The organism is Bacteroidota bacterium (assembly GCA_020161395.1).
Classification (GTDB): domain Bacteria; phylum Bacteroidota; class Ignavibacteria; order Ignavibacteriales; family Ignavibacteriaceae; genus UTCHB3.
This window is the reverse complement of record JAIUOE010000002.1, coordinates 572,061-596,632: the sequence shown is the minus strand read 5'-3', so window position 1 is coordinate 596,632 and position 24,572 is coordinate 572,061. Positions and strand designations below refer to the sequence as shown.

Below are 24,572 nucleotides of genomic sequence, written 5' to 3'. Positions count from 1 at the left end.
GTATTATGCCATTTGCAACATTAGAAACACAAGTACCAGTTCTGCGCGCCAATCTTAAAGTAGTCGGTGTCGGTGGTGGAGGATGCAACGCAATAAATTCCATGATCAAACAGGGAATTTCAGGCGTCGAGTTCATCGCCATCAACACGGATGCTCAGAGCCTTGACTCAAATCTTGCCACAAAGAAGATAACTGTTGGAACCAAGATCACCAAAGGTCTTGGCGCCGGAGCGAATCCTGAAGTCGGGAAAGCTGCCGCTGAGGAAGACCGTGCCCGGATTGAGGAGGCACTCGTCGGAGCCAACATGGTTTTCATTACGGCAGGAATGGGCGGTGGCACCGGAACGGGTGCTGCACCGATCGTGGCTCAGATAGCGAAGCAAAACGGTGCACTTGTTGTTTCGATTGTTACCAAACCATTCAACTACGAAGGACCGACCAGAAAGAAAAATGCCGAGTCGGGTTTGGTGGAATTGAAGAAGCATGTTGACAGTTTGATCATCATCAAAAACTCAAAGCTGCACGAGCTGCTGGATAAAAATCTTCCCGCTTTTTCAGGCTATGACAAGCCAAACGAAATTTTGTACGAAGCGACAAAAGGAATCGCAGAGATCATCACTTTCGAAGGAAAGATAAATGTCGACTTTGCAGATGTAAAGACCGTTATGGAATCGAGCGGAATGGCTCTTATGGGTACCGGAACCGCCACGGGTGATAACCGTGCAATAGAAGCTGCACAGAAAGCAATTTCAAGTCCGCTTCTCGAAGGCATGGATATCAGAGGTGCCAAGGCGATGCTTGTAAATATCACTGCATCCTCGAATTTGACCATGCACGAAGTGGAAGAGGGGATGGCCACCATACTTGAAGCCACAGGCGAAGATGTTAATGTAATTTTTGGGCTGGTGGAAAAAGAAGAGATGAAGGATTATGTTTCATTTACAGTAATTGCCACAGGATTTGATTCAGCAGTTGCAAAACCGACCAGCAATCCCGAGATGATCCGTACAGCGGTTCAGAACCCCGTGGTTGCAATGCCCGCAGCCCCTGTTGTCCCACAGGTGGAGACTTCAAGGGCGCCACAGATGCCACAGGTTCAAATCAACAGTGATGATATCAATATTCCTGCGATACTTCGTGACGGCAGACTGGGTGTTACAACAGGTGTTCCCGAGCAGAAAACCTTCAGTTTCTCTGAAACACGAAAAGAGAATATCAATGAACTTAAGTTCAAGAGCAATCCGAATTCAGTACCGAAAGAGGAAGAAGAAGACAGAAGTGCTGCATTTCTGCGTAATATAATGGACTGATTTTCTACTTACACACGCTAAATACCTCCGTTTGGACGGTGTGCAATTCAGCCGGCACACCGCTCCAAACATTATTTCTCCCCTTAGTTTGCCCACCTGCCGGGTAAGTATTCCCTTCATACAACCGACGGGAGTTAAAGTTTGAATCCTTACCTCCTTGCTCCAACATTCATTTTCGAAAAACAAAAAATAACGATTGCTTGTGTATTACATTTTTTTGTATTTTTCTGAATCTAAAAGGGAATATTATTATGAAGTATTTAAAGATTATTATACTGGTATTAAATTTTTGTTCATACGCTCAGTGGACTCAGGTGAAGATACACCCTTTTTCCGGCACGATCCATTGTTTCCATATGACTGATACACTTAACATAACGGCGGTTTATTCAGGTGATTCATCATTTGTGATCAAAAGCAGTGACGGGGGAAGAGAATGGACAAAAAGTTACGGAATCCCTGCCAATTCACCTGCCTATGCAGCAATCGCCGATCAGAATAATATTTTTGTGTTGAAGTCTGATTTGCTTACACTTCTAAAATCGACCAATGGTGGATCATCATGGACGACTGTTCAGATACCGCAGCGTTACTTCAGAATTCATAAGTTTCAATTTATTAATCCTTTGACCGGATATGCTTCTGTATCATATAACAGTGGTGTCGCAACAAAACAGATGATGATAAAGACCGGTGACGGAGGAACTTCCTGGGAAATTATGGATTCGCTTATCAATCCTGTAAACAACTTCCACTTCGAAAATACACAATCGGGTTGGATTTTTGGCGGGCACATTTTTCGTACCACAAATGCCGGAAGCACCTTTTCGATCATCGTTAACCCGCCGGGAATGTTGAGCGCAAACACTGCCGGTCAGATCAATGACAGCATTATTATAGTCGGTGGAGTCAGAGAGATTTTTGTACCCCCTGTGTCGACATATCAGGCACCTCAGATCGCCATTTCAACAGACAGAGGTTCGACTTGGAGACTAAGAGATTTTGACTCTGATTTTCTCCGGGGAAAACCGGATAATATTCAATTCATCAATGAAACAACTGCTGTCACCACAATAAAAGATGAACCCGGATTGATTATTACAAAAGACTTTGGGCTTACCTGGAGTTTTGGAAACCGGCCCGAAGCACTCCTGAAATACACAGATATCAAATTAGTGCATAACAGGTTGTATGCTGCAGGTCTGGGAATATCTTTTGTGGTATCAGGTGAAGATGTTGCACAACCTTGGGCAATGAGGACCGAACAGTTCAACCATGCGCCTTCGGCTGCCTCGTTCCTTGATCCGGGCATTATCGTGATGCCCACCAGAGAGGGCAAGATATACATCTCAGGTAACCGGGGGATAAACTGGGACACAAAATGGTTGTACAACGGGTCTCTGTTAAACTCTGCCATTGATAAGGATTCGATAATTTATGTGACCACTTTAAATACAATTTTTCGGTCGGATGATATGGGGGCGACATTTGATTCCATCGCGTATTTCCCCTCAGCATTTATACGGGATATTCTGCCGACCGGAAACGGGCATATTTGGATTTCCTCGGGAAAAACTCTCAATATGAGCAGTGATCACGGTCATACCTGGACCACAAAACTGTCTTCGTCAGAAATTTTCAAAGAGCTGGAGTTTTTTGAACATGGTACGGGTTACACCTGTAACGGCAAACTGCTTAAAACCACGGACTTCGGAAACACCTGGAATGAGGTCGTTTTGTCACCACTCAATATCACAGATATCGAATTTTATGACAGTGAAAATGGCTATGCTATCGTTGACAATAACTACCTATACCGAACGCAAAATGGCGGGATATCATTCGAACAGGTTTTTGTCCCGGGAGTTTCCAATTTGTATAAAATTCATTGTAGTGATTCGCTAAATCACTTTTTGAGTGCGAACAGGTTTTATTCAACTGAGGATGGCGGGAAGTGGTGGAGAGTAAATGAATTTGTAACTCAATCGACTCCCCCGGAAATCGATTTCATGAAAATGTACAATCGCTTTGAAGGGATAGCTGTCACACGATACGGCAGTATATGGAAAACCTCCAACCGCGGCAACACCCCCGTCGAACTCTCTGCGTTCACGGCAACACAATCCGGAAACAAAGTTGCACTTCAGTGGATTACCGAAACCGAAACCAACAACATGGGCTTCGAGATTGAAAGACGCTACAAACACGGTGACTGGAAAACCATTGCTTTCTCAAAAGGGTCCGGTACTTCCACCCGTAAGATTTTCTACGGATATGATGATTATGAAGCAAAAGCCCCGGCGATACTCTACTACCGCCTCAAGCAGATCGATTATGACGGCAGATTCTCCTACTCCAGTGAAGTTGAGGTGATCCTCGGCGAGGTACCTGAAAATTACTCTATCAACCAGAACTACCCGAACCCGTTCAACCCAAATACGAAAGTTTCATTCTCACTTCCCGAGGAGAACGAGGTTGTTATCAGGGTATATAACGCGATGGGAGAACTGGTAAAAGAGATTGATAGAGGGGTTCTCAGTCATGGATATTATGAACAGGATTTTGAGATGGGTAACGAATCCTCGGGTATGTATTTCTGTCAGGTGCTTTGCACAAATACAATTTCCGGCAGGACAAAATCGCTTACGGTTAAGATGGTTTTGATGAAATAAACATAATTTTCGAAGGAAAAATAAAAATGAAACGATTGATAATTTTTCTGTTTGCTATAAATTCCCTGCTGCTTTCGCAGTGGGAAAGTGTAGTAATCAACCCATTGAGTGGGCAGGTATTTAGCTTCCATATGACCGACTCATTGAATTTTACTGCAGCCTATTCGGACGATAGTTGTTATGTAATAAAAACCACTGATGGGGGTAGAAACTGGTTTCGTGCACAACAAATCCCTATACTCAGTTTGACAGAAGCATCTGTTATTGATGAGAACCATATTTTCGCCAGATTGAATTCCCCGAGCCAAATGATTTTTACATCTGATGGTGGGTCAACATGGTCGGAGATCAATCTCCCAACCCAATATCAAAACTTGAAGAAAATCCAATTCCTCAGCAGCACAACCGTTTATGCTTCTGTCGATTATGGTTCTGGTGAAGCTGTGGTTTATTATTTGTTAAAATCCACTGACAAGGGAGTGAACTGGAATATTATTGACTCGGCGCAGTATATTGGCGGGTTTTATTTTAAAAACGCTCTTAAAGGATGGGTTTTTGCATCTGGAGAAATCCACCACACAACTGACGGAGGAATTACCTTCACCAACATGTACAATCCGCCAGGAATCTCTTCCCCAAAAACCATTGATGAGATTAGTGATAGTATCCTGGTTGTGGGAAGTGCCCGTTGGATTCAGGTTGACCCTTGGCGAGGTTACTATGCCCCATTGTTAGCAACATCTACAAACAAAGGTTTGACATGGATATTCAAAGACTTAGGTGAGGTTAATTTCGCAGGTATTCCCTTTAATATTAAATTTTTAAATCCCACAACCGCGATATCCCCACTCCAATTTGAAAACGGACTATTATATACTACAGATACCGGAGTTACATGGCGATATGTGTCGCAGATTGGAGTATCTCGCCAATATAAAGATGTCAAAATTTTTGAAAATCGCGTTTATCTCCTCGGAGACGGAATATTTTTTGTCGTTTCCCGACCCAATATCAATGAACCATGGGAAATAAGAACAGACCAGACTTTTTTAAATCACTCTGCTGCTGCATTTCTCGATCCGGGTTATGCGATAATTGCTGATGAAGGTGGCAGGCTTTATGTTTCTACCGATCGGGGGAACCACTGGGCTACAAGAAGAATGCAAAAAGGAAAAGCTACAAAAATTAGTATAGTGAATGATTCCCTTGTCTATCTGGCAAGCGATAAAGTCTTCTCTAAATCTGAAGACCTTTGCTTGACTATGGACTCTATTTCACAATCACCAACAGGCAAGATCTATGATATATATACCCAAGAAGACGGCACCATTTGGATTGCATCTGGAACCACTATCTTATCAAGTAGCAACGGTGGCAGGAATTGGGACACAAAGTTGTCAGTCTCAGGAATTAACTTCGATCAAGTAATCATGTTCGAAGACGGAACAGGCTATGCTTGTAATGTTTCACTTTATAAAACCACAGACAATGGAAACACCTGGAACCAACTCAGTAATCTTGGTTTAACCCTTCGGGAAATTATTTTCATTAACAGCAATTTTGGCATCTTCTTAACCTCTAACAGTAAAATTTATAAAACGACTGATGGTGGAGCGACGATTTCGGAAATGATCATCCCGGGAATGGGAAACGCATCCTATATCTATATGAAAGATTCACTTAGCATATATGTTAGTGCGAATAAACTATACTCAACTTATGATGGTGGTTTTTCATGGAAAGTAAACGAATTCCTGCCTACATACAGTAGCAAATTTTCATGGATGGGAATGTATGATTTATTTGAAGGAATTGGTGTCACAATAGTTAATTCCGGGGGATCCGGAATATGGAAAACCCGCAATCGCGGCAACACACCTGTTGAACTCTCATTGTTCTCAGCACTCCCCTTCGGAAACAAAGTGGTTCTTCAATGGACTACCGAAACGGAAACTAACAACATGGGCTTCGAGATAGAAAGACGCTACAAACACGGTGACTGGAAAACCATTGCTTTCTCAAAGGGATCAGGGACTTCCACCAGGAGAATATACTACGGTTACGACGACCTTGAAGCAAAAGCCCCTGCAATACTATACTACCGCCTCAAGCAGATCGATTATAACGGAGAATTCGAGTATTCAAACGAAGTGGAAGTATTGCTGGGCGAAGTACCTGAGAATTATTCAATTCAACAGAACTATCCCAATCCTTTCAATCCTTCAACAAAGGTGACTTTTTCACTTCCCGAAGAAAATAGAGTTGTGATAAAAGTTTTTAACGCTATGGGGGAACAGGTAAAGGAGATTGATAGAGGGGTTCTAAGTCATGGATATTTTGAACAGGATATCGATATGGGAACTGAATCCTCAGGTATCTACTTCTGTCAGGTTTTGTGTACAAATACAATTTCCGGCAGAACAAAATCACTTACGGTTAAAATGGCTTTGTTGAAATAAATGAAATAACAACCACAGAGCACGCAGAGCACACAGAGAAGGTTTTGGGTATTCAAATTCGCTCTGCGTTCATCCGTTGAATCTGCGTGAATCTGCGTCCCGATACAATCTCTGTGTGCTCTGAGGTTAAATAAACGAGAATAAAAAAGATGAAAAGAAAAGTATTACTCCACCTGTTAATCAGCACATTTACATTATTGCTGGTTCCCTTTTTGAATATCTATGCTCAAACCACTCCATTTTTTGTGATGAACCTTCAAGACAAGGATAAGTACATTAAAGAATTAAATTCTTGGTCAGGTGGACTTTACACATCTGTTAAATCCATACATGAAGCATCAGTTGATTCAATGGTGATTCATGATGGTATAAAATTCTATAAGGGTTATTTCGTTTCACGAAGCTGGTACTTTGGGATGGATGAAGAAAACAACAAGTTATATTATCTCAAAGATGGTAATAAATATATGATGTTAGATTTTAACATCCCTCCCTATCAAACTTTTTTAGGATATGTGGGTGGATCTTCCCCTGTTGAAATTACTGTCTGGGGCACAGATTCTCTGAGACACTACAGTTTTGGTGAGATTACAATCTCAGGAAGCAGCGAAGAAGCATTTACTGTTGAAAGAGGTCGAGGTTTTACATTTCATCGTAGCGGTTGGCAATCACACACCGGTGGAGATAGTGAGAGTTTTTCCTCATTCGATCAGATTCGTTTCAACCAAAATGGTGATACAATATACAATACAACAAATTGGATTCCGAGAATCTCATTTTCTCCTGAGATTACGACCGCGGAATTTGTAAAAACCTTTTCTGTTAACACCAATCATGACCTGAACTCTCAACTTTCAAATTCTATACCCGGAATAAATTTTAACGATTCACTCTTCATTCGTTATTTCTATACAAACGGAGTAGATTCTACTACAACAGTGGTTGAGAAAGTATCTGCCGATAAGCCTAAAACAAACATTACTGTGAATCTCGATAGCACAAAAATGAAAGCAGGATACAAGTTTAAATACAGATTTACTTTGCGCGATAAATTTTACAGACCAAAATTAGCCTCCCAGCCATCATCGATTGGCTTTAACACCTTAAGTTACGACCCAAGCGTTGGATTAATAGAGGATGATCCCCAAATCCCGGTCTCGATAGATCTGAAGTCATTTCCTAATCCGGTATCTCTGAACAACAATTTGGGAAACCAATCTGCGACAATACGATTTAATATGCCATCTGCCGGTCATGCTAAAGGGACACTTTATGACATCCTTGGCAGACCCGTAGCCGACATTCTTGATGATAACTTCCCAGTCGGCGAAAATTCAATAAAATTTGTTACCGCGGGGCTTACTTCCGGTGTGTATGTTTTTAGATTAACAACAAAATCCGGTACAGAGCATATAAAAATATTAGTAACCAAATAGCCTCCTGATGAAATTGTACATAATGTATCAGGTTAAAAAACTTTTCTTGAGAGTAAAAAATGAAAATCATTATGAAAAGATTGTTTATCATACTTTTAGTGTTTAATTCGGTTTTATTCTCGCAGTGGACCAAAGTCGATTTATTACCCTTGTATGGGGCAATTTATGATTTCAACTTGGAAGACTCATCGAATATTTCTGCGGTGTTTCGGCGGTACTATGATGATAATGGTAAATCAGCAATCATAAGGAGCAGTGACGGGGGGAGATCGTGGATTTATTCTCAGAATATCCCGCCTGCCGGGTAAGTAAGCCGTCCATGTAACGAGTCCTTGCTATCCGACTAATCACTCCCGATTTTTTTTTTTTTTTCATTTTTTTCATATGTTTAAGAAACTAATAGGGAATTTTATTATGAAACAAATATCAATTATTTTTTTGGTTTTTAATCTTTCTATCTTTGCTCAATGGAATGCTGTTGATGTAAGCCCTATGAGTGGTTCGTTGTACAGCATTTATATGATAGACTCAATGAATGTATTGGCGGGTTTCGACGGACCATGCATTGTCAGAAGCCATGACGGAGGAAGGACCTGGCAGATCAAACATAATATGCCTTCAAACCTTAGAATTCCAGTCTATTTCGTTGATACATTAAATATTTTTACAGTAGATTTTAGTACACTCCATAAAACGACTGATGGAGGTGCTTCATGGTCAGAAGTTAATTTACCCGCAGGGGTTATCAGAATATCGAGCCATAATTTTGTAACTCCGGAAACGGGTTATCTCTTTGTGGATCAACAAACCACCTCCGGTAATCAACACAGGCTTCTGAAAACCACAAATGGAGGGGTAGATTGGAGAACCCTTGATACAACTTTTAACGACATCTACGGAATACAGTTCGATGATGTAAATAATGGATGGGTATTTGGCAACAGTGTCTATAGAACCACTGATGGTGGTGCCACATTTACCGTATTCCCAACCCCGGCAGGAATTACAAATGTCAGATCTGTTGACATTCTGGGTAACAATATTGTCCTCGGTGGTTTCAGATATTACTCAATCCCTCCCTACTACAATTCGCATATCGTTCAAACCGCCATCTCTTCAGACGGTGGAACCTCTTGGGCAGTGAAAGACCATGGTTCGACTGTTGAGGGATTTCCAACGAAAATAAAATTCGTTAATCCAAATACTGTAATGGTTCTTCCATATAAAGGAATTCTGTACACTACTGACAAAGGTTTAACCTGGAGCAGGGGGAACGCACCGGAGAATCAGAAAGAGTACAGCGACTTTAAGGTGCTGAACGGCAGGGTTTACGCAACCGGCAAGGGAGTCAATTTTGTTGTTTCAAATCCGGATATCTCCACTCCTTGGGATCTCAGGCTCGATGCGGCGTTTTCTCAATTCATGGCAGCGGATTTTACCGGGGCGGGACTCGTGGTCGCCAATACTTACGGTGGAAGGGTATATATTTCACGGGACAAGGGGAAGAAATGGACTTTGAAAAGCAGCTCGATCGATATCCCGACCTCAGTCTTCATCACCGGTGATTCAACCGTTTATTTTACTGACATGTATAAACTTTACAAGACAGAAGACCTTTTCTCAACCATCGATACAATCGCCGATTTTGGAATGGACCTGATAAGGAATGTAAGGGTTAGAGAGAACGGGGAGATATGGCTCTGTAGAGGTACAAGTATAATTACAAGTACCGACAATGGACACACCTGGCAAACCCGCTACACCTCAACAGGTACATACCGTTACGAGGATCTTCAGATATTTGATGATGGTACTGTATACGCGGTAAATGGAGAAGTGCTAAAATCAACCGATAACGGCAATTCGTGGGTGAGGCTTAATATTCCCCTCACGATAGCCAATGATATTGATTTTTACAATGGCAGTAACGGTTATATAGGCAATAAGGGTGAGGCTTATTACCGGACTACCGACGGCGGGATGAGTTTCCAAAAATTGGTGATCCCGGGAATGTCAGCGCCTCAAAAGATACAGTGTCAGGATTCACTTAACTTTATGCTCTCCGCGAATGAACTTTACACTACCTACGACGGCGGATGGATGTGGAAGGTCAACGAGTTCAGCATACCGGTTCAATACAAAACATTCAAGTGGATGTATCTGTTCGATCACTTTGACGGAATTGTTATTGGCGATTCTAAAGGATCCCTGTTTGTTACCTCCAACCGCGGCAACACCCCTGTTGAATTGTCGGGATTTTCAGCAGTTTCGCTTGGGAACAAAGTTGCACTTCAGTGGACGACCGAAACCGAAACCAACAATATGGGCTTCGAGATTGAAAGACGCTACAAATACGGTGACTGGAAAACCATTGCTTTTTCAAAGGGATCAGGGACATCCACCAGGAGAATATACTACGGTTACGACGATCTTGAAGCAAAAGCCCCGGCAATACTTTACTACCGACTGAAACAGATTGATTACAACGGAGAATTCGAGTATTCAAACGAAGTGGAAGTATTGCTGGGCGAAGTTCCTGAGAATTATTCAATCAACCAGAACTACCCGAACCCCTTCAACCCAAGTACACAGGTTTCATTCTCACTCCCCGAGGAGAACGAGGTTGTTATCAGGGTATTTAATGCGATGGGAGAACTGGTAAAAGAGATCAATCGAGGCATCCTCCCACACGGCAATTTTGATCAGGATATCGAGATGGGGGATTCACCTTCAGGGATATATTTCTGTCAGGTTTTGTGTACAAACACAATTTCGGGCAGAACGAAATCTTTGACCATTAAAATGGCTTTGATGAAATGAAAGACTAATAAACCACAGAGCCCACAGAGAGCGCAGAGAATGTTTTGTTAAACTGTTATCAACCACAGAGCACACAGAGAGCACAGAGATACTTTCCTTAAACTCTTTCTCTGCGATCTCTTTAATCTCTGTGGTTCCAATACTGCCCTCTGTGTTCTCTGTGTTCTCTGTGGTTCCAATACCCCCTCTGTGTTCTCTGTGGTTCCAATACCCCTCTGTGTTCTCTGTGGTTCCAATCCTCCCCTCTGTGTACTCTGTGTTCTCTGTGGTTTTATTCTCCTCCCGGTGAGTTCCGGGGTGTTTTTGGAATTTAGAACAGGGGTAACGGGCAACGAAAGAGGAAGGAACATATTTTTAATTTGCCCGTAAAACTGATATGCATAAATTGCACTCAGGAAATAAGAAATTTGGACAAAAAATGAAGAAGCTGATTGTTTTATTCTTTTTATCATTCAACATACTGTTCAGTCAGGAACTGGATGCGACGGTGAATGTTAATGCAGAAAAAGTTTCGATTAAGTACAGAGAGATACTCGCCGATTTTGGACCAATGGTGCAGACTTACTTAAACACCACAAAATTTAGCGGATCTCCCTGGGAATACGACCGGATTAAATGCAGCTTTAATATTTTCTTTAATACAGGAGCTGATGAGTCAAACTACACCGCTCAAGTAGTGGTAACCAGCATGAGAAAAGTTTACAAAAGTGAAAAATTTTCACCGATGCTTCTTGTAAATGATGTGAACTGGGCATTCGTTTATGAAAAAAATCAGACAATTTATTACGATGCAAATCTGTTTAACGGATTGACTTCATTTCTCGATTTTTACGCATATGTGATAATTGGTCTCGAGCAGGATTCATGGGAGAAGGGCGCGGGCACACCATATTTCCAAAAGGCATTCGATGTTGTTAATCTCGCAGCGGGAAGAAGAGCGACAGGATGGGAAGCCGGAGCTGCATACAGCAAAGCGGATTTTATACAGAACATACTTGATGATAAATACAGAGCATTTCGCGATGCAACCTCGGAGTACCACAGAGGTATTGACATTTTTGCAAAAAACAAAGCGAAGGGTCAGGAACTTATCGTCAAGATGATTAAGGTACTTGAGCAGATGAAATCGAAAATCGATATCAGAAGTGTCTACTTAAAAGTGTTTTTTGATGCAAAAAGTGGTGAAATTATCGAATATTTGAAGGATTACCCTGAAAAATCGATCTTTAAAACGCTGAAAAGTGTCGATCCACCAAGGCTGGCAAAATATGATGAGATTTTAAGAGCCGAATAGAAGATTAAAAAAAGAAAAAAAGCCATGGTCAGATGAAAAATGATCATGGCTTTTTTATTTGTGGGAAATACTATTTTGTCAGTACAAGTTTTACAATTGAGGTTTGTATACCGGATTTGGTGTAACCGGAGACCCTGACGAAATAAACTCCTGAATTTAATGTCCGGGCATCGATAAATTCTTTATGCTCACCCTGTGGCAGGTTTTCATATTCTTTCTCCATAACTGTTCTGCCGAGGAGATCGAACATCGAGATTTTTACATTCCCTTCTCCCGAATGCGTGAACGCTACAGTTGTCGAAGGGTTAAAAGGATTTGGATATGCCGCCAACTGAAACGATTCCGGTGAATTATCATCTTCACCTATCGATGATGGATTCAGATATTTGTTCAATTCTGTCCAAAGCTCCTGTCTGTCCCTGTCATAACCAAGAGCCCACATTCCGACACCTTTAAGATTATACTGTTTGGCAAGTGAAAATTTCAAGCCGGTGCTTCTTCCGTCATCGAACCAGACCTGGTTGTATTTGTTGTTAACAGGAATCGTATAATAAACGGTCTGTGAAGCAGTGTGCCACTGAAGTCCATAGTATTGCGACTGATCCATGGCTGCATAAAACCGCGGGTGACCAAGATAAGAACTTATGGTGGCACCGGGCTGGTTGGTATTCGCAACCCACTCACAACCATAATAAGGCACACCAAGAACAAGTTTTTCCGGAGGGCAGGCACCATACTGAACTGTGATTGTGTTGGTGATATTGTAAGTCCCACCCGTAAGAGGAGCTGTGGGTGCGGTGACAGTGCTCCAGGAACCTGAGAAGTCATATCCCATGATAAAAATATAATCACATGCTGCTGCGAGCCCTGCCAGATTCCAGCCGCTCCAGTTTACTGCAGGACCGGCGAAGGAGACTTCCTTTCCCGGCAGCTCAGTATGAATATATGCAGTAAGATCGGTCATGAAACCGTTAATGACACTTCCGCGGTCGGCCGTGTAAAGACCTTCAAAATCTATGTTGACACCATCGAGAGAGTATTGGGTCAGTGTGGCTTTTACTTTTGAAAAGAAGTTCTGCTTAGCAGCACTGTTGGTGATAATGTGACGAATCTGTGAAGGAGTGAAATTAACTGCAGTCATAATAACTTTTACGCCATTCTGATGTGCAGCATTGATAAGATTTGTCCAAGGCCAGCCTGAAGGATTGGTTACATTTCCCAGGGAATCTATCTGGAAATCGAATGCCGATATGTGTGTAAGGAGATTATACCGGAGATAAGACAGGGCACCCGGATACTCCCAGTAGGGGAGGAAGCCATATACAACCTTGGAACCTGCAGGGGATTTGTCAAACTGAAGAGGGATAATGTTTTCCGCTTCTGAAACGGGGGTTCGAGTGAAATACTTATTATAGTGGTCAAGTTCATTCTTATGCACGGAAGACGGTTCTTGTGAGAGAACCGGTACAGCAAGAATTATTAAAAGAAAGAACAGGTGGATTTTCATGGTTATAGTCCGAACAGTTTTTTGAATTCATCATTTTGTTTTTGGAGAAGGCTGATTTTCTCCGATTCTTCTTTTTCGACAGCAGTTCCAAAGAACCGTGTAAAAAATTCTTCCGATTTCAATACATCGCAGGAGCACTTCTTGCCATAGTTATACACTTCATTATCTGAAGAGACGACCACGATATTTCGCGGGTTTTTTGATCTGTCTATTTCTTCTTTGATCACCAGATCAGCGGGTCTGGAGTCGGAGTAGATAATTTTTAACTTGTTAGTATTGATCACACCATTCATAAATCCATCAAAAAAAACCGTTGCAGCATTGCTGGAATTCAGAAAAATCGTGTCAAGGCGTAATGCAAGTTGTTCCCTGACAAAAGTTTTGTCAGTCTTTAGTTTATTTTTAAGATCGGGAATTTTACCGATCAGGTTGTTTCCGTCAATAAAGTATATTTTCATAAATCATAAATCCTCAATTTTCAATGGCAGTCTTACTGTAAAAAGAGTGCCGAATCCCACCCTGCTTTCACACTCGATAGTTCCTTTTAAGAGATTCACAAGCATCTGAACGATAGAAAGCCCCATACCGGCGGAAGATTCACCTGCGGTAGGGGAGCTGCTTATTTTAGCGAACCGTTTGAATACATTTGGTACCTCTTCCTCGGGAATCCCCTGACCGTGATCTTCGACCTCAACAATCGCAAATCCATCCGATTCATTAAGCCGTATGTCTATCGAACTTCCGTGAAATGAATATTTTATCGCATTGGAAATCAGATTGTCAATTATCTGCCCCGTAAAATTACGATCCGAGAAACTGAACAGATTGTCAGGCAATTCTGCCTTCAATTTAATGTTCTTTCTCTCTGAGGCAGGGTGATTTCTGTCTTTCAGTTCGTTAATCAGCTCTACAAGGTCAAAATTTTCAGGATGAAGGTCAAGCTTTCCCTGTTCCACAAGATTCATGTTGAGAATTTTGTTCAGCGTTTCGAGCATTGAAGCACAACTGACTCTTATATTTTCAGCGAAACGGGTGATATCGGTTTTCTCGAGTTCTTCCTCCTCATCAGTGATAATTTCAGCAAAGCCCATAATACCCGAAATTGGATTTCTCAAATCGTGAGCCACAATTCCGAGGTATTCATTTTTTTCCCTGTCAAGTTTTTCAAGCTGGCTGTTTATTCTCTGCAACTGAACATTTTTAAAACTTAATTCCTGGTTCGCTTTCTTAAGCTCGGCTGCACTCTCGGAGACCAGACCTTCGAGATCATCTCTTTCTTTGAGTATTTCAGCAGTTCTTATCTTGATAAAAAGGATAATGAGTCCAATTAAAATCAAGGTGTAAAGGAGATATGCAAAGAAATTGGCATACCAGAATGAGTCAACTTCCAGAGAATAAACAGCTTCCGAAGATACCTGTCCCGAGGAGAGTATGGCTCTCACTTTGATAAGGTAATTGCCCGGCTGCATATTATAAAATTCCCTGAAACTGTTTCTGCCGGGTTGTGTCCAGTTTGTATCGAGCCCCTGTACCCAGGTCTGATACATTATGTTAAATTCATCCTGGAAACCGGGAGCGGCAAAATTAACAGTAATATTGCTCCCCGGAGGGATGTCTTTTAAATCACCGTCACGGGTAACACCCGAGAAATAGAGTGAATCACCAATTTGAAAACTGCGAAAAATGGCACTGATGTCGCTTTTGAATTTATTTGTACCGGCGTCAAACTTTATCAGTCCGGTTGTCGATGAGAGCCAGATTTCACGGTTTGGAGCATGAAAATTGGTGCTGATTCCGTAGATTGAAGCAGTTCTTACTCTCCCAAGCTGAGAGAATTTGCACGAAAAATCAGTCGGGCTGATCTCGACAGAATAGATAATGCCTTCGAGGTAAAGAATTATATTCTGATTGTTTATAACGCTGAAAAGAGGGACTGTATAGAGATTTTTGACTTGTTGCAGTCCGGTATTATTCAGACTCAGGAATGTATCTTTCTGTGAATCGAGATAATATATGCCCTTCACTGTCACTGCATAAAGTTCGTTGTTCAGTTCCATCAATGTCGGGTTGAAACCTGTACCCGTAAAATCATCTTCAAAAAAATCCACTTTTGGAGGATTTAAATATCCATTAACAAACCGCATTCTGATTACTGTGCGCGGTTCAATCTGAATCCAAAACTCCCGCGGACCGTGCTGAACGATTTTTTTTAGCTGTCCCGAGATACCTTCAATAATCCGGGAAACCACAGCCCTTTCACCTTTTTGATCCATTTGAATCAGTTTGACACCTGAATCAGTACCCAGCAGGATAAGAGACGAATCATCGGAAACTGAGGTTGCTGTGAAACAGTATGACGAATCGATCAGGATTTCTCGATTATCATCAATCAGAAAGAAACCGGAGCCGGTATTCAGGTAGATATTGTTTCGATAGCTGAGGAAATCCCAGGAATCGCTTATGTTTTTTGAGACTTTTTCGAACGGAGTGCCAAAATTTGTTCCCTCTAGCTTCGAGGTATAGACACCAAAATTTGTACCGACGAACAACCTGTCTTTGTAGAATACGGAGCTGAAGGCTGCCCCGGGCAGACCGGTTCTGCTGTCAAAAATTGAGATTGGAGAATTGATGTTGATTCTGGAAATGCCGTTTTCAAGCATCATCCAGAGGTTGCCTTCCTTGTCCTCAAAAAGGGCATAAATCGTATTACGTCCGAGCCCTGTTTCCTGCTTGATTACCTGTTTTAGCTGTCCCTTTTTGTCGGTCAGAATCAGTCCTGACTCCAGAGAAGCAATTGCAAAATCACCGTTTGAAAGCACGAGAGCATCGTAAAATGAGGAGCCGTAACCCTGATGCGTAAATCCGTCTGAAAGTTCTTCATATCCTGAGTTTAATAATTTATAAAAAACACCGGTTTTTGTAATAAAAATGAAACCGCCATCATCAGAAGGGAGAGACATGTAAAATTCACCCGGAAGAGTAAATTCCTCACTTTGAAGCGGTATGAATTGTGAACCGGAAAGCGTCCGGGGTTGTTCATCTTTACGAAGTATCACCAGACTGCCATTTATGGTCCTCATTGAGATTATATATCTTAATGAGTTGATTACTGTAAATGTGTTTCCGTCGTAAACAAAGATCCGGTCGTAAGTGGAGAAGTATATTTTACCGTTTAACTCTGCGATCAACCAGACATCCGAAAAGTTGTTGCTTTCTGCCGGTATTTTAGATTTTAGAGAGTGGTATTCAGCATTTCCTGAGGAATTGAGCTGGAGTTTGCCTATTTCATTGAAACCGGCGACATAAAGTGTGCCGTCAGAGGCGCGGTGGAGAGCGCGGCAGGTTTCACCCTTTGGCAGACGGATTACACGCCACGATACTCCATCGTATTCGAGGATGCCTTCAGTATTCGCGAAATACATTATGCCGCGCGAATCCTGCGAAGCTCCCCAGTTTTGAGGTTCGTAACCGTAGGTGGAAGGAGCATAATTAAAGATTATTGGCAGACCGGAGATATGAGAAGTCGTTGAAGAACAATAATTGTAATTGTGCAGGAAGAGAAATAACAGAATAGAAAAAAATATTCCCGATCGTGGGATCATTGAATTGCCGGTATATGAAAAAACAAACTGCAATTTAATATATTACCGTCTTATTTTTGAAGAATAAAATCAGAGCTAAAATGTCAGACACTAAACCCTACAGTCCATACTATCCACCTCCAAAGCGAGGAGTTAAAGATTTTTTCATGATGCTTTTTGCATCGATGCTTGGATTTTTGATAGCAGGTTTTGGAATACTCCTTGTCTCGGTTGGATTTATCGTTATCCTCGTTGCCGGACTTTCGAGCAGTGAGACGGTAACGGTTGCACCCGGTTCAATTCTAAAGATAACCATGCGACAGTCGATTATTGATTCACCGAAACAGGAGGATGACCCTTTCGCCAATCTTTTTGCGGAGGAAAGCGGTAAAAAGACAAGCCTTCAGGAGTATGTGAACGCCATAAAAAGTGCCGGGGAAGATGCCAATATCAAAGCTATTTACCTCGAAGTCGGGGATGCAAACGGAAATCTGGCAAATCTTGAGGAAATCTGGAATGCACTTGCTGATTTCAGAAAGAGCGGTAAAAAGATAATAGCTTTTTCCGATTTTTACAGTTTGAGAGGACTGTACATGGCATCGGTGGCAGACAGCATCTATCTTAATCCGCGGGGCGGGGTAATGTTGAAAGGATTGAGTGCCGAAGTGCCGATGTTTAAAAATCTCCTCAATTCCATCGGGCTTGATGTTCAGGTGATCAGAGCAGGCAAGTATAAAAGTGCTGTCGAGCCATTTATTGCAAACAGCATGAGTGAAGAGAACAAGACACAGATGCGGGAATATCTTGCCGGACTTTGGGGCTCGATACTTGCAAAGATTTCTCAAAAAACGACGCTTGATCTAAAAAAATTAAACTCGATTGCGGATTCACTGTCAGTCTTCGATGCAGTTTCTGCAAAAAATGCCGGAATAGTGGATGAACTCGTCTATAATCACGAAATTGATTCAGTTGTCAAGAAAAGTTTGAAACTCTCCGAAAAACCGGAGTACATCTCGTTCGAGAGCTATCTTAAGACCGGTGCAGGAAAGTTTAAATACAAAACCAGTGACGAAGTAAGAATAATATATGCTGAAGGTGATATCGTCATGGGCAAAAGCAATGACGACAATATAGGCAGCGAAACATTCGTAAAAGCGGTAAAGGCTGCTGCTGAAGATGAGTCGGTAAAAGCTGTTGTCCTTAGGGTCAATTCTCCCGGTGGAAGTGCGATGGCAAGCGATATTATGTACCGTGAACTTCAACTTTTGAAAAGTAAAAAGCCTTTGATTGTTTCAATGGGGAATTACGCTGCTTCGGGAGGTTACTACATTTCCGCTCCGGGTGATGTGGTAGTTGCGTCACCGAACACACTCACAGGGTCGATTGGCGTCTTTGGACTCGTGATGAACACCCAAAAACTGATGCGTGACAAGCTTGGAATAAACTTTGATACAGTGAAGACCAATCCTTACGCCGACTTTTTCACCGGCAGTCGTCCGATGACGAATTATGAATTGTCGGTAATGCAGATGAATGTGGACACCACTTACGAGACCTTCCTCGGAATAGTAGCCAAAGGGAGGAAAATCAGCAGAGACGAAGTGAATGAAATCGGACAGGGGAGAATCTGGTTTGCGCCTGCAGCGATGGATAAAAAACTTGTCGACACTTTGGGTGGTTTGTATGATGCTGTAGAGATTGCAGCGAAAAAAGCCAAATTAAAAGATTACACGGTTAGCTACAGCAGCACATCTGAAACATTTTTCCAGAAACTGATGCGTAATCTTGAAGCGAAGGTCAGTACATTTTTTATCAAAAGTGAAACCGCCAGGAAACTTGAATTTTATATTAGGGAAGTGGAAAGAGTAAGTAACATGAGTGGAGTTATGATGATTATGCCGGTTGGTTTCACCTGGTAGAAGGCGGCTAATTATTTTTCTGAAACAGGCATAAATAAATATATAATTCCTCTTTTTTCTTAACTTGCAGAAAGATTATTTACATTTTGGAGTTACTGTGAAAAGAAGTTTTGTCTACTTTATTATATCGTTTTTAGTTTCCATTCCTCTTATTGCCCAGCCACTCAGCAGCAATTTGCAGGTTATTAAAAAACCGCTCATTCCCGATGATTTCAGAGCTTTCAGCAAAGCCGGGAACACAATTTTTGCCGTGAGTTACTCACTCAGTGTTGCGAGCAATTTCAGCAAATCAACCGACGGCGGCAATTCCTGGCAGACTCTCCCTTCATCCTTTGCTGCGGGGGACAATCTGAATGCCATCTCATTCGTGGATGAGCAGACAGGTTACATCGGTGGCAACGGAGGAGTGATCTACAAAACTACCAACGGAGGGGTTTCGTGGACGAACATCAGTGCACCGGCTGTTTACACAGGAAGTATTAATTTTATTCACTTCTTCAATGCAACCACCGGATATATAGCAGGGGGTTCTGTTGGTTCGGTGAATATGATAAAAACCACTGACGGTGGTGCAACCTGGAGTGCTGTATCAAATGCAATCCCCACCAGAACGCTGTATGACATCCACTGGACCAGTCAGTCTGAAGCGGTGGTTGTGGGCAGCGGCAGTCAGTATATGTACACGACTGACGGTGGCACCAACTGGACGGCGGGCACCATGCCGGGTCTCTCGACGACTCTTTACAGAATCCGGAAAGCAGATGCAACCACATATTTCGTGGTCGGCACTGCAGGAAGAGCTTTCAAGAGTACTGACAACGGAGTGACTTTTGCAGCAGTAACTACTCCAACGACGGTTGCGCTTTACACCCTCGAATTTAATGATGCCTCCAATGGTGTATTTCTCGGCTCCAACGGTGTGGTAATAAGGACCACTGACGGTGGTGCAACCTGGACAAACATCCCTCTTTTCTCAACAGAAGTTATCAGAACCTCCCTGAAAGATGGAATTAAAATTCTTGCCGGGGGATATCTCGCCAATCTTGCAATATCCACCGATGCCGGAGCCACCTGGAAAACCACAGGTTCCACTTCAAGAGACATGTACGGAGTATATGCGGAATCAAACCAAAAATATACTGTTGCAGGTGACAGAGGCGAACTCCACCAGACCACAGACGGCGGGTTGACCTGGAGAAAATCATCTTTCATGGTGGGTGATATGCTTTACGATGCATACACATCGGGTTCAAACCTGTACACCTGTGGAAGGCTTGGCGCATTTTTTGTTTCAACTGACAATGGACTGAACTGGTTAAACAGGTCAAACGGTACATCGACAACCCGAAACTACAAACTTGCATTCTCTGATCCCAATACCGGTTACATGGTTAATAATGAAGGTGGAATTCTTTTCACCACAAATCAGGGAGTTACATGGACAGCCCAAACCACAATTCCGCTGACAACTTTGTATGACATTAAAATGGTCAGCGGCACTACGGGTTATGCCGTCGGTTCCGGTGAGAGACTGTTCAAAACGACAGACGGGGTTAATTTTGCACATGGAACCATGGCTGTTCCTGCCGGACAGGTTACCGGAGTTGCGATGATTGATGCCAATACCGGCTACATCTGCGGTGAAAATGGTGCCTTTTACAAGACAACAGACGGTTTCCAGACGGTTACACTTCTTTCCGATACAGTTGCTCTTCAGGGCAAGGTGATGCACGACATCGTTATAATGGGACCTGATGATGTCTGGGCAGTCGGCAGGTCTGGTGTTCTGATGCGGAGAGTTGGTAATGTCACTCTTATTGATACCTCAATGAAAAATGTTGACTTTTTAGCCGCACATAAAATTAACAGCAGTCAGTTCGTTCTGGTTGGAACCGGCGGAATGGTTTACAAGGTTTCCTCTGAAATTGTTCCTGTTGAGCTGGTCTCTTTCAAAGGTATTGTTGAAGCCAACAGTGTATCCCTCAACTGGCAGACAGCCACCGAGACAAACAACAAAGGCTTTAACATAGAGAGAAAAACAGGGAAAAACTGGGAAACGGTTGCTTTTGTGAATGGTAGTGGAACCACCACTTCTCCCGTTTTTTATTCATATACAGATAAAAATGTAACCGGACAAAAAGTATATTATCGCTTGAAACAGATGGATAACGACGGGTCGTTCGCATATTCGAATGAAATCGAGGTGGAGATTGGTGCACCTTCACAATATTCTCTTGAGCAGAATTACCCCAATCCGTTTAATCCATCGACGGTAATATCTTTTACCACTCCAAAAGCCGGGAATGTCAGATTAACAGTTTACAACGCACTCGGTGAGGCTGTTGCTCTGCTGGCAGACGGATTCCTCGAAGCAGGTTACCACAAGGTTTCATTTGATGGAACAGGACTTGTTTCAGGGGTCTATTTTTATCGACTTGAATCAGGTGATTTTTCGGCAGTCAGGAAGTTGAATATTTTGAAATAATCCGTTTATCAGCTTCATTGTAAAGAGTCACAGAGTACCGAAACCGTAACCCCGGGAAGTAATTTTTTTTCCCTGTTTTACAAATTCGTTACTCTGTGACTTTTATTGCATATATTTAAAGTTCGAATATTCAAGATTAGGCAAGTGGAACAGGCAAATATCAAAATAATAGTGAGAAATCGAAAAGCTCACTTTGAATACAGTATTATACAATCGTTTGAAGCTGGAATTGTGCTCCACGGAACCGAAGTTAAATCACTTCGTGCCGGGAAGTGCAATCTGACCGACGGATTTGTGGAAATTGTAAACAATGAAGCCTGGTTGAAAAGTGCCCACATCTCCGAATATTCTCAGGGAAACATTAATAATCATGATCCTTTCAGAGACAGAAAACTTCTCCTCAATGCGGTTGAAATAAAGAAGTTGAATCAGAAAGTCAAAGAAAAAGGGTACACGATTATTCCTCTTGCTCTCTATTTCAAAAATGGCAAAGTTAAAGTTGAAATTGCCCTTGCCAAAGGTAAAAAACTTTATGACAAGAGAGAGTCGATTGCGAAAAGAGAGATGGAAAGAGAAAGAAAGAGGAGCAAATATTAGTTCATTTTTATTTTTTTAAATAAAAACAGGAAGGAGAAAAAAGGTGTTCGTACCTTCTCGGATGTTTTTTACCAAAGGCGTTGGCAGACATAAAGATTATTTAGCTTCTTTCGAGCTTGCATTAAGAGGTGCCGGAATTGAGATGTGTAACCTGGTTACAGTCAGCAGTATCTATCCCCCCGATTGCAAAAGAATTTCGAAGGAAGAGGGTCTCAAATATTTAAAACCCGGTCAGGTTACTTTTTGTGTTATGGCCCGTAACCAGACAAATGAACCGAACAGACTGATCGCCTCTTCGATTGGTGTAGCCATACCTGCCGATAAAAGTCTTTATGGATATCTATCAGAACACCATCCTTACGGTGAGACGGAAAAAGTGTGCGGCGAATATGCGGAAGACCTTGCTGCCACAATGCTTGCAACCACTCTGGGAATCGATTTTAACCCCGAGGTTGACTGGAGCGAAAGAGAAAATATTTACAAAATGTCGGGCAAAATTGTTCGCTCGTTTAATGTAACCCAGTCTGCAGAAGGTCATAAAAACGGCCTTTGGACGACGGTAATTGCAGCGGCAATTCTGCTTCCGTAAAAGAAATTAACGGTCCGGTGATTCACTCTTAATTATTGAAATACCGGACCTTTTTTATAACATAACAGGAGGATTATGGCACCATATCTGATATATATTTTATCGATAATGAGTTCACTTAATTCAGCATTACCAAACCAAAATTTCATTACACTTCACAGGGATTATCTAGAAAATGTTTACAAGCTGCCCGCCGGGGTGGTCATAAATGACGAATATAAAGTACCCGATTATTTCACAGATCAGGCTACCGTAAATAATTTGTTGTCGCTGGCAAGAAAATATTTAGGATACCCTTATGTCTGGGGTGGTACAACAGAACGGGGTTTTGACTGTTCGGGGTTTATGTATTTTCTTTATAATAAAATCGGCAAACCAATCCCCAGGATGCCAGCAGATCAGTGTATCCTCGGACAAGATATTCCATATTCAAAAATTCAACCGGGAGATTTAATCTTCTTCAGAGGCGGCAATGTCAACTCCAACTGGATAGGCCATGTCGGGATGGCATACGAAAGGGATTCGAACGGTGAAATAAAGTTCATCCATGCCGAAGGAAGAAAAACTGGAGTAGTAATTACCCCCCTGGAAAATCAGTATTACAAAAAAAGATTCATTAGAGCGACAAGAATTCTAAAATAAACGGATAGAAAATGAAAAAAATCATCAGATCATTCCCCGTACTCTTTTTAATCACTGTTATGACGGCTTCCTTCTCTTTCGCAGCCTGCAATAAAAGTGCAAACGCCGGAGACATTCCTCCTGCTGGAAAAGATACATTAAAAGCAGAAACCCCTAAAAAGGCTGAATCAGTTACCGCAACAGAAGCATACGATGCCACAAAGTACGGCTCAAAGTATGACGACATGGCGAAATTTTTTGCGGGCATCGAAGTTGACTCGACCAGTGAACTCGCTCCACTCTTTAAGGCAAACACATGGAAAAATCATGCAAAAAGCTTTGATTCAAAGTGGGCAGGTTTGGAAAAGAAAAGACTTGCTCCAATAAGAGAGTGGGTGGCAACAGAGCTTAAAGACATCTCTGCCGACTGTAAAACCCTCTTCTACCCGTTCGGCGGTCCTGATTTCCTTTTCGCAAACACATTTTTCCCTTCGTTCAACAATTATGTACTTATAGGTCTTGAGCCGGTAGGGCAGTTGCCTGATTTGAAAAAACTTGATAAAAATGTCCTGAGTGGTTATCTCGCAAGTCTTCAGAATTCTCTTGCAACACTCATCTCGGGCGGATTTTTCAAGACCATCGATATGGCATCCGATTTTCAGCCGGGCAGAGTAAACGGTATTGTACCTGTTCTGATGGTGTTTCTTGCAAAGACAGACCATAAAGTGCTTGATATCGAGTATATCAAATTGGACAAAACGGGAAAGCTCACCTACGAAAAGTCTGACTCTTCATCAGGAAAAACAAAGACCAAATATGATGGTGTGATGATTAAATTCACCGACAAAGAAGAGAAGGTCGTGAAAAAACTTTTCTTTTTCAGCACAGATCTTTCAGATGGTGGATTTCCAAAGAAAACTGATTTCCAGGCTTTCGTGAAGGAAATGCAACCTTTCGCTTCGATGGCAAAGGCAGCTTCATATCTGATGCATCAGGGCGGATTCGACGGAATCAGAAATTTTGTTGTTGAAAACGCAAAATATATGGTTCAGGAAGACAGCGGAATTCCCCTCAGATATTTCGATGAAAAGAAGTGGGAGAGAAGATTCTACGGAACCTATACTGCTCCGATACCAATGTTTGCAGGAAGAGTGCAGGGTGATCTTCAGGCAGAATACCGCAAAAAAGGGAATGTGAAACCTTTGCCTTTTGGTATCGGGTATTACTGGGAGCAGGGGAGAAGCAATTTAATGTTTGCTCTCAAAAAATAAAGTAACTCCCT

15 protein-coding genes are annotated in these 24,572 nt (G+C 42.1%); 12 read left to right on the top strand and 3 right to left on the bottom strand.

Going from position 1 to position 24,572, the window contains the following annotated elements:
• Nucleotides 1-5: 5 nt before the first annotated feature.
• The 6 genes from ftsZ (at nucleotide 6) to LCH52_05005 (ending at nucleotide 11,991) form a co-directional block, all read left to right on the top strand.
• The gene (gene ftsZ, locus LCH52_05030; GenBank protein ID MCA0387840.1) at nucleotides 6-1,310 is read left to right on the top strand and encodes a cell division protein FtsZ; all 1,305 of its coding nucleotides are present in this window, start codon (nucleotides 6-8) and stop codon (nucleotides 1,308-1,310) included.
• 356 nt (nucleotides 1,311-1,666) lie between these two features.
• The gene (locus LCH52_05025; GenBank protein ID MCA0387839.1) at nucleotides 1,667-3,982 is read left to right on the top strand and encodes a T9SS type A sorting domain-containing protein; all 2,316 of its coding nucleotides are present in this window, start codon (nucleotides 1,667-1,669) and stop codon (nucleotides 3,980-3,982) included.
• Between the two features lie 26 nt (nucleotides 3,983-4,008).
• Nucleotides 4,009-6,441, top strand: coding sequence for a hypothetical protein (locus LCH52_05020; GenBank protein MCA0387838.1), 2,433 nt, complete (start codon nucleotides 4,009-4,011; stop codon nucleotides 6,439-6,441).
• 149 nt (nucleotides 6,442-6,590) lie between these two features.
• Complete coding sequence (locus tag LCH52_05015; GenBank protein MCA0387837.1) at nucleotides 6,591-7,877, top strand: T9SS type A sorting domain-containing protein; 1,287 nt, start codon at nucleotides 6,591-6,593, stop codon at nucleotides 7,875-7,877.
• A gap of 414 nt (nucleotides 7,878-8,291) precedes the next feature.
• The gene (locus LCH52_05010) at nucleotides 8,292-10,697 is read left to right on the top strand and encodes a T9SS type A sorting domain-containing protein (protein MCA0387836.1); all 2,406 of its coding nucleotides are present in this window, start codon (nucleotides 8,292-8,294) and stop codon (nucleotides 10,695-10,697) included.
• 418 nt (nucleotides 10,698-11,115) lie between these two features.
• A complete protein-coding gene (locus tag LCH52_05005) occupies nucleotides 11,116-11,991 on the top strand; it encodes a DUF4835 family protein (protein ID MCA0387835.1) in 876 nt (291 codons plus the stop codon).
• 70 nt (nucleotides 11,992-12,061) lie between these two features.
• Here the strand turns inward: LCH52_05005 and LCH52_05000 are convergent, their stop codons facing one another.
• From LCH52_05000 to LCH52_04990, 3 genes are read right to left on the bottom strand one after another with little or no spacing between them, the layout of a single operon-like run.
• Nucleotides 12,062-13,498, bottom strand: coding sequence for a T9SS type A sorting domain-containing protein (locus LCH52_05000; protein MCA0387834.1), 1,437 nt, complete (start codon nucleotides 13,496-13,498; stop codon nucleotides 12,062-12,064).
• A 2-nt stretch (nucleotides 13,499-13,500) separates the two neighbouring features.
• Nucleotides 13,501-13,956: an NYN domain-containing protein gene (locus tag LCH52_04995; protein MCA0387833.1), complete on the bottom strand. Its 456-nt coding sequence runs from the start codon at nucleotides 13,954-13,956 to the stop codon at nucleotides 13,501-13,503.
• A gap of 3 nt (nucleotides 13,957-13,959) precedes the next feature.
• Complete coding sequence (locus LCH52_04990) at nucleotides 13,960-17,100, bottom strand: hypothetical protein (protein ID MCA0387832.1); 3,141 nt, start codon at nucleotides 17,098-17,100, stop codon at nucleotides 13,960-13,962.
• An 80-nt stretch (nucleotides 17,101-17,180) separates the two neighbouring features.
• Here LCH52_04990 and sppA point away from each other — a divergent pair, with 80 nt between their 5' ends.
• From sppA to LCH52_04960, 6 genes are all read left to right on the top strand, one after another.
• Nucleotides 17,181-18,998 (top strand): signal peptide peptidase SppA, encoded by a 1,818-nt coding sequence (sppA, locus tag LCH52_04985; protein ID MCA0387831.1) that lies wholly within the window; start codon nucleotides 17,181-17,183, stop codon nucleotides 18,996-18,998.
• Between the two features lie 97 nt (nucleotides 18,999-19,095).
• A complete protein-coding gene (locus LCH52_04980; protein ID MCA0387830.1) occupies nucleotides 19,096-21,483 on the top strand; it encodes a T9SS type A sorting domain-containing protein in 2,388 nt (795 codons plus the stop codon).
• A 144-nt stretch (nucleotides 21,484-21,627) separates the two neighbouring features.
• Nucleotides 21,628-22,080 carry an SsrA-binding protein SmpB gene (gene smpB, locus LCH52_04975; protein ID MCA0387829.1) on the top strand — a complete coding sequence of 151 codons (453 nt, stop codon included), beginning with the start codon at nucleotides 21,628-21,630 and terminating at the stop codon, nucleotides 22,078-22,080.
• A 61-nt stretch (nucleotides 22,081-22,141) separates the two neighbouring features.
• Complete coding sequence (locus LCH52_04970) at nucleotides 22,142-22,669, top strand: arginine decarboxylase, pyruvoyl-dependent (protein ID MCA0387828.1); 528 nt, start codon at nucleotides 22,142-22,144, stop codon at nucleotides 22,667-22,669.
• A 75-nt stretch (nucleotides 22,670-22,744) separates the two neighbouring features.
• Nucleotides 22,745-23,311: a C40 family peptidase gene (locus tag LCH52_04965; protein MCA0387827.1), complete on the top strand. Its 567-nt coding sequence runs from the start codon at nucleotides 22,745-22,747 to the stop codon at nucleotides 23,309-23,311.
• 11 nt (nucleotides 23,312-23,322) lie between these two features.
• A complete protein-coding gene (locus tag LCH52_04960) occupies nucleotides 23,323-24,561 on the top strand; it encodes a hypothetical protein (GenBank protein ID MCA0387826.1) in 1,239 nt (412 codons plus the stop codon).
• The last annotated feature ends 11 nt before the right edge of the window (nucleotides 24,562-24,572 follow it).

Excerpts from the sequence above, each read along its gene's own strand:
- LCH52_04965 (MCA0387827.1), top strand. The coding sequence starts at position 22,745 with ATGGCACCATATCTGATATATATTTTATCGATAATGAGTTCACTTAAT.
- LCH52_05000 (MCA0387834.1), bottom strand. The coding sequence starts at position 13,498 with ATGAAAATCCACCTGTTCTTTCTTTTAATAATTCTTGCTGTACCGGTT.
- LCH52_05010 (MCA0387836.1), top strand. The coding sequence starts at position 8,292 with ATGAAACAAATATCAATTATTTTTTTGGTTTTTAATCTTTCTATCTTT.
- LCH52_05005 (MCA0387835.1), top strand. The coding sequence starts at position 11,116 with ATGAAGAAGCTGATTGTTTTATTCTTTTTATCATTCAACATACTGTTC.
- LCH52_05015 (MCA0387837.1), top strand. The coding sequence starts at position 6,591 with ATGAAAAGAAAAGTATTACTCCACCTGTTAATCAGCACATTTACATTA.
- LCH52_04990 (MCA0387832.1), bottom strand. The coding sequence starts at position 17,100 with ATGATCCCACGATCGGGAATATTTTTTTCTATTCTGTTATTTCTCTTC.
- ftsZ (MCA0387840.1), top strand. The coding sequence starts at position 6 with ATGCCATTTGCAACATTAGAAACACAAGTACCAGTTCTGCGCGCCAAT.
- LCH52_05025 (MCA0387839.1), top strand. The coding sequence starts at position 1,667 with ATGACTGATACACTTAACATAACGGCGGTTTATTCAGGTGATTCATCA.
- sppA (MCA0387831.1), top strand. The coding sequence starts at position 17,181 with ATGTCAGACACTAAACCCTACAGTCCATACTATCCACCTCCAAAGCGA.
- LCH52_05020 (MCA0387838.1), top strand. The coding sequence starts at position 4,009 with ATGAAACGATTGATAATTTTTCTGTTTGCTATAAATTCCCTGCTGCTT.
- LCH52_04995 (MCA0387833.1), bottom strand. The coding sequence starts at position 13,956 with ATGAAAATATACTTTATTGACGGAAACAACCTGATCGGTAAAATTCCC.
- LCH52_04970 (MCA0387828.1), top strand. The coding sequence starts at position 22,142 with ATGTTTTTTACCAAAGGCGTTGGCAGACATAAAGATTATTTAGCTTCT.
- LCH52_04960 (MCA0387826.1), top strand. The coding sequence starts at position 23,323 with ATGAAAAAAATCATCAGATCATTCCCCGTACTCTTTTTAATCACTGTT.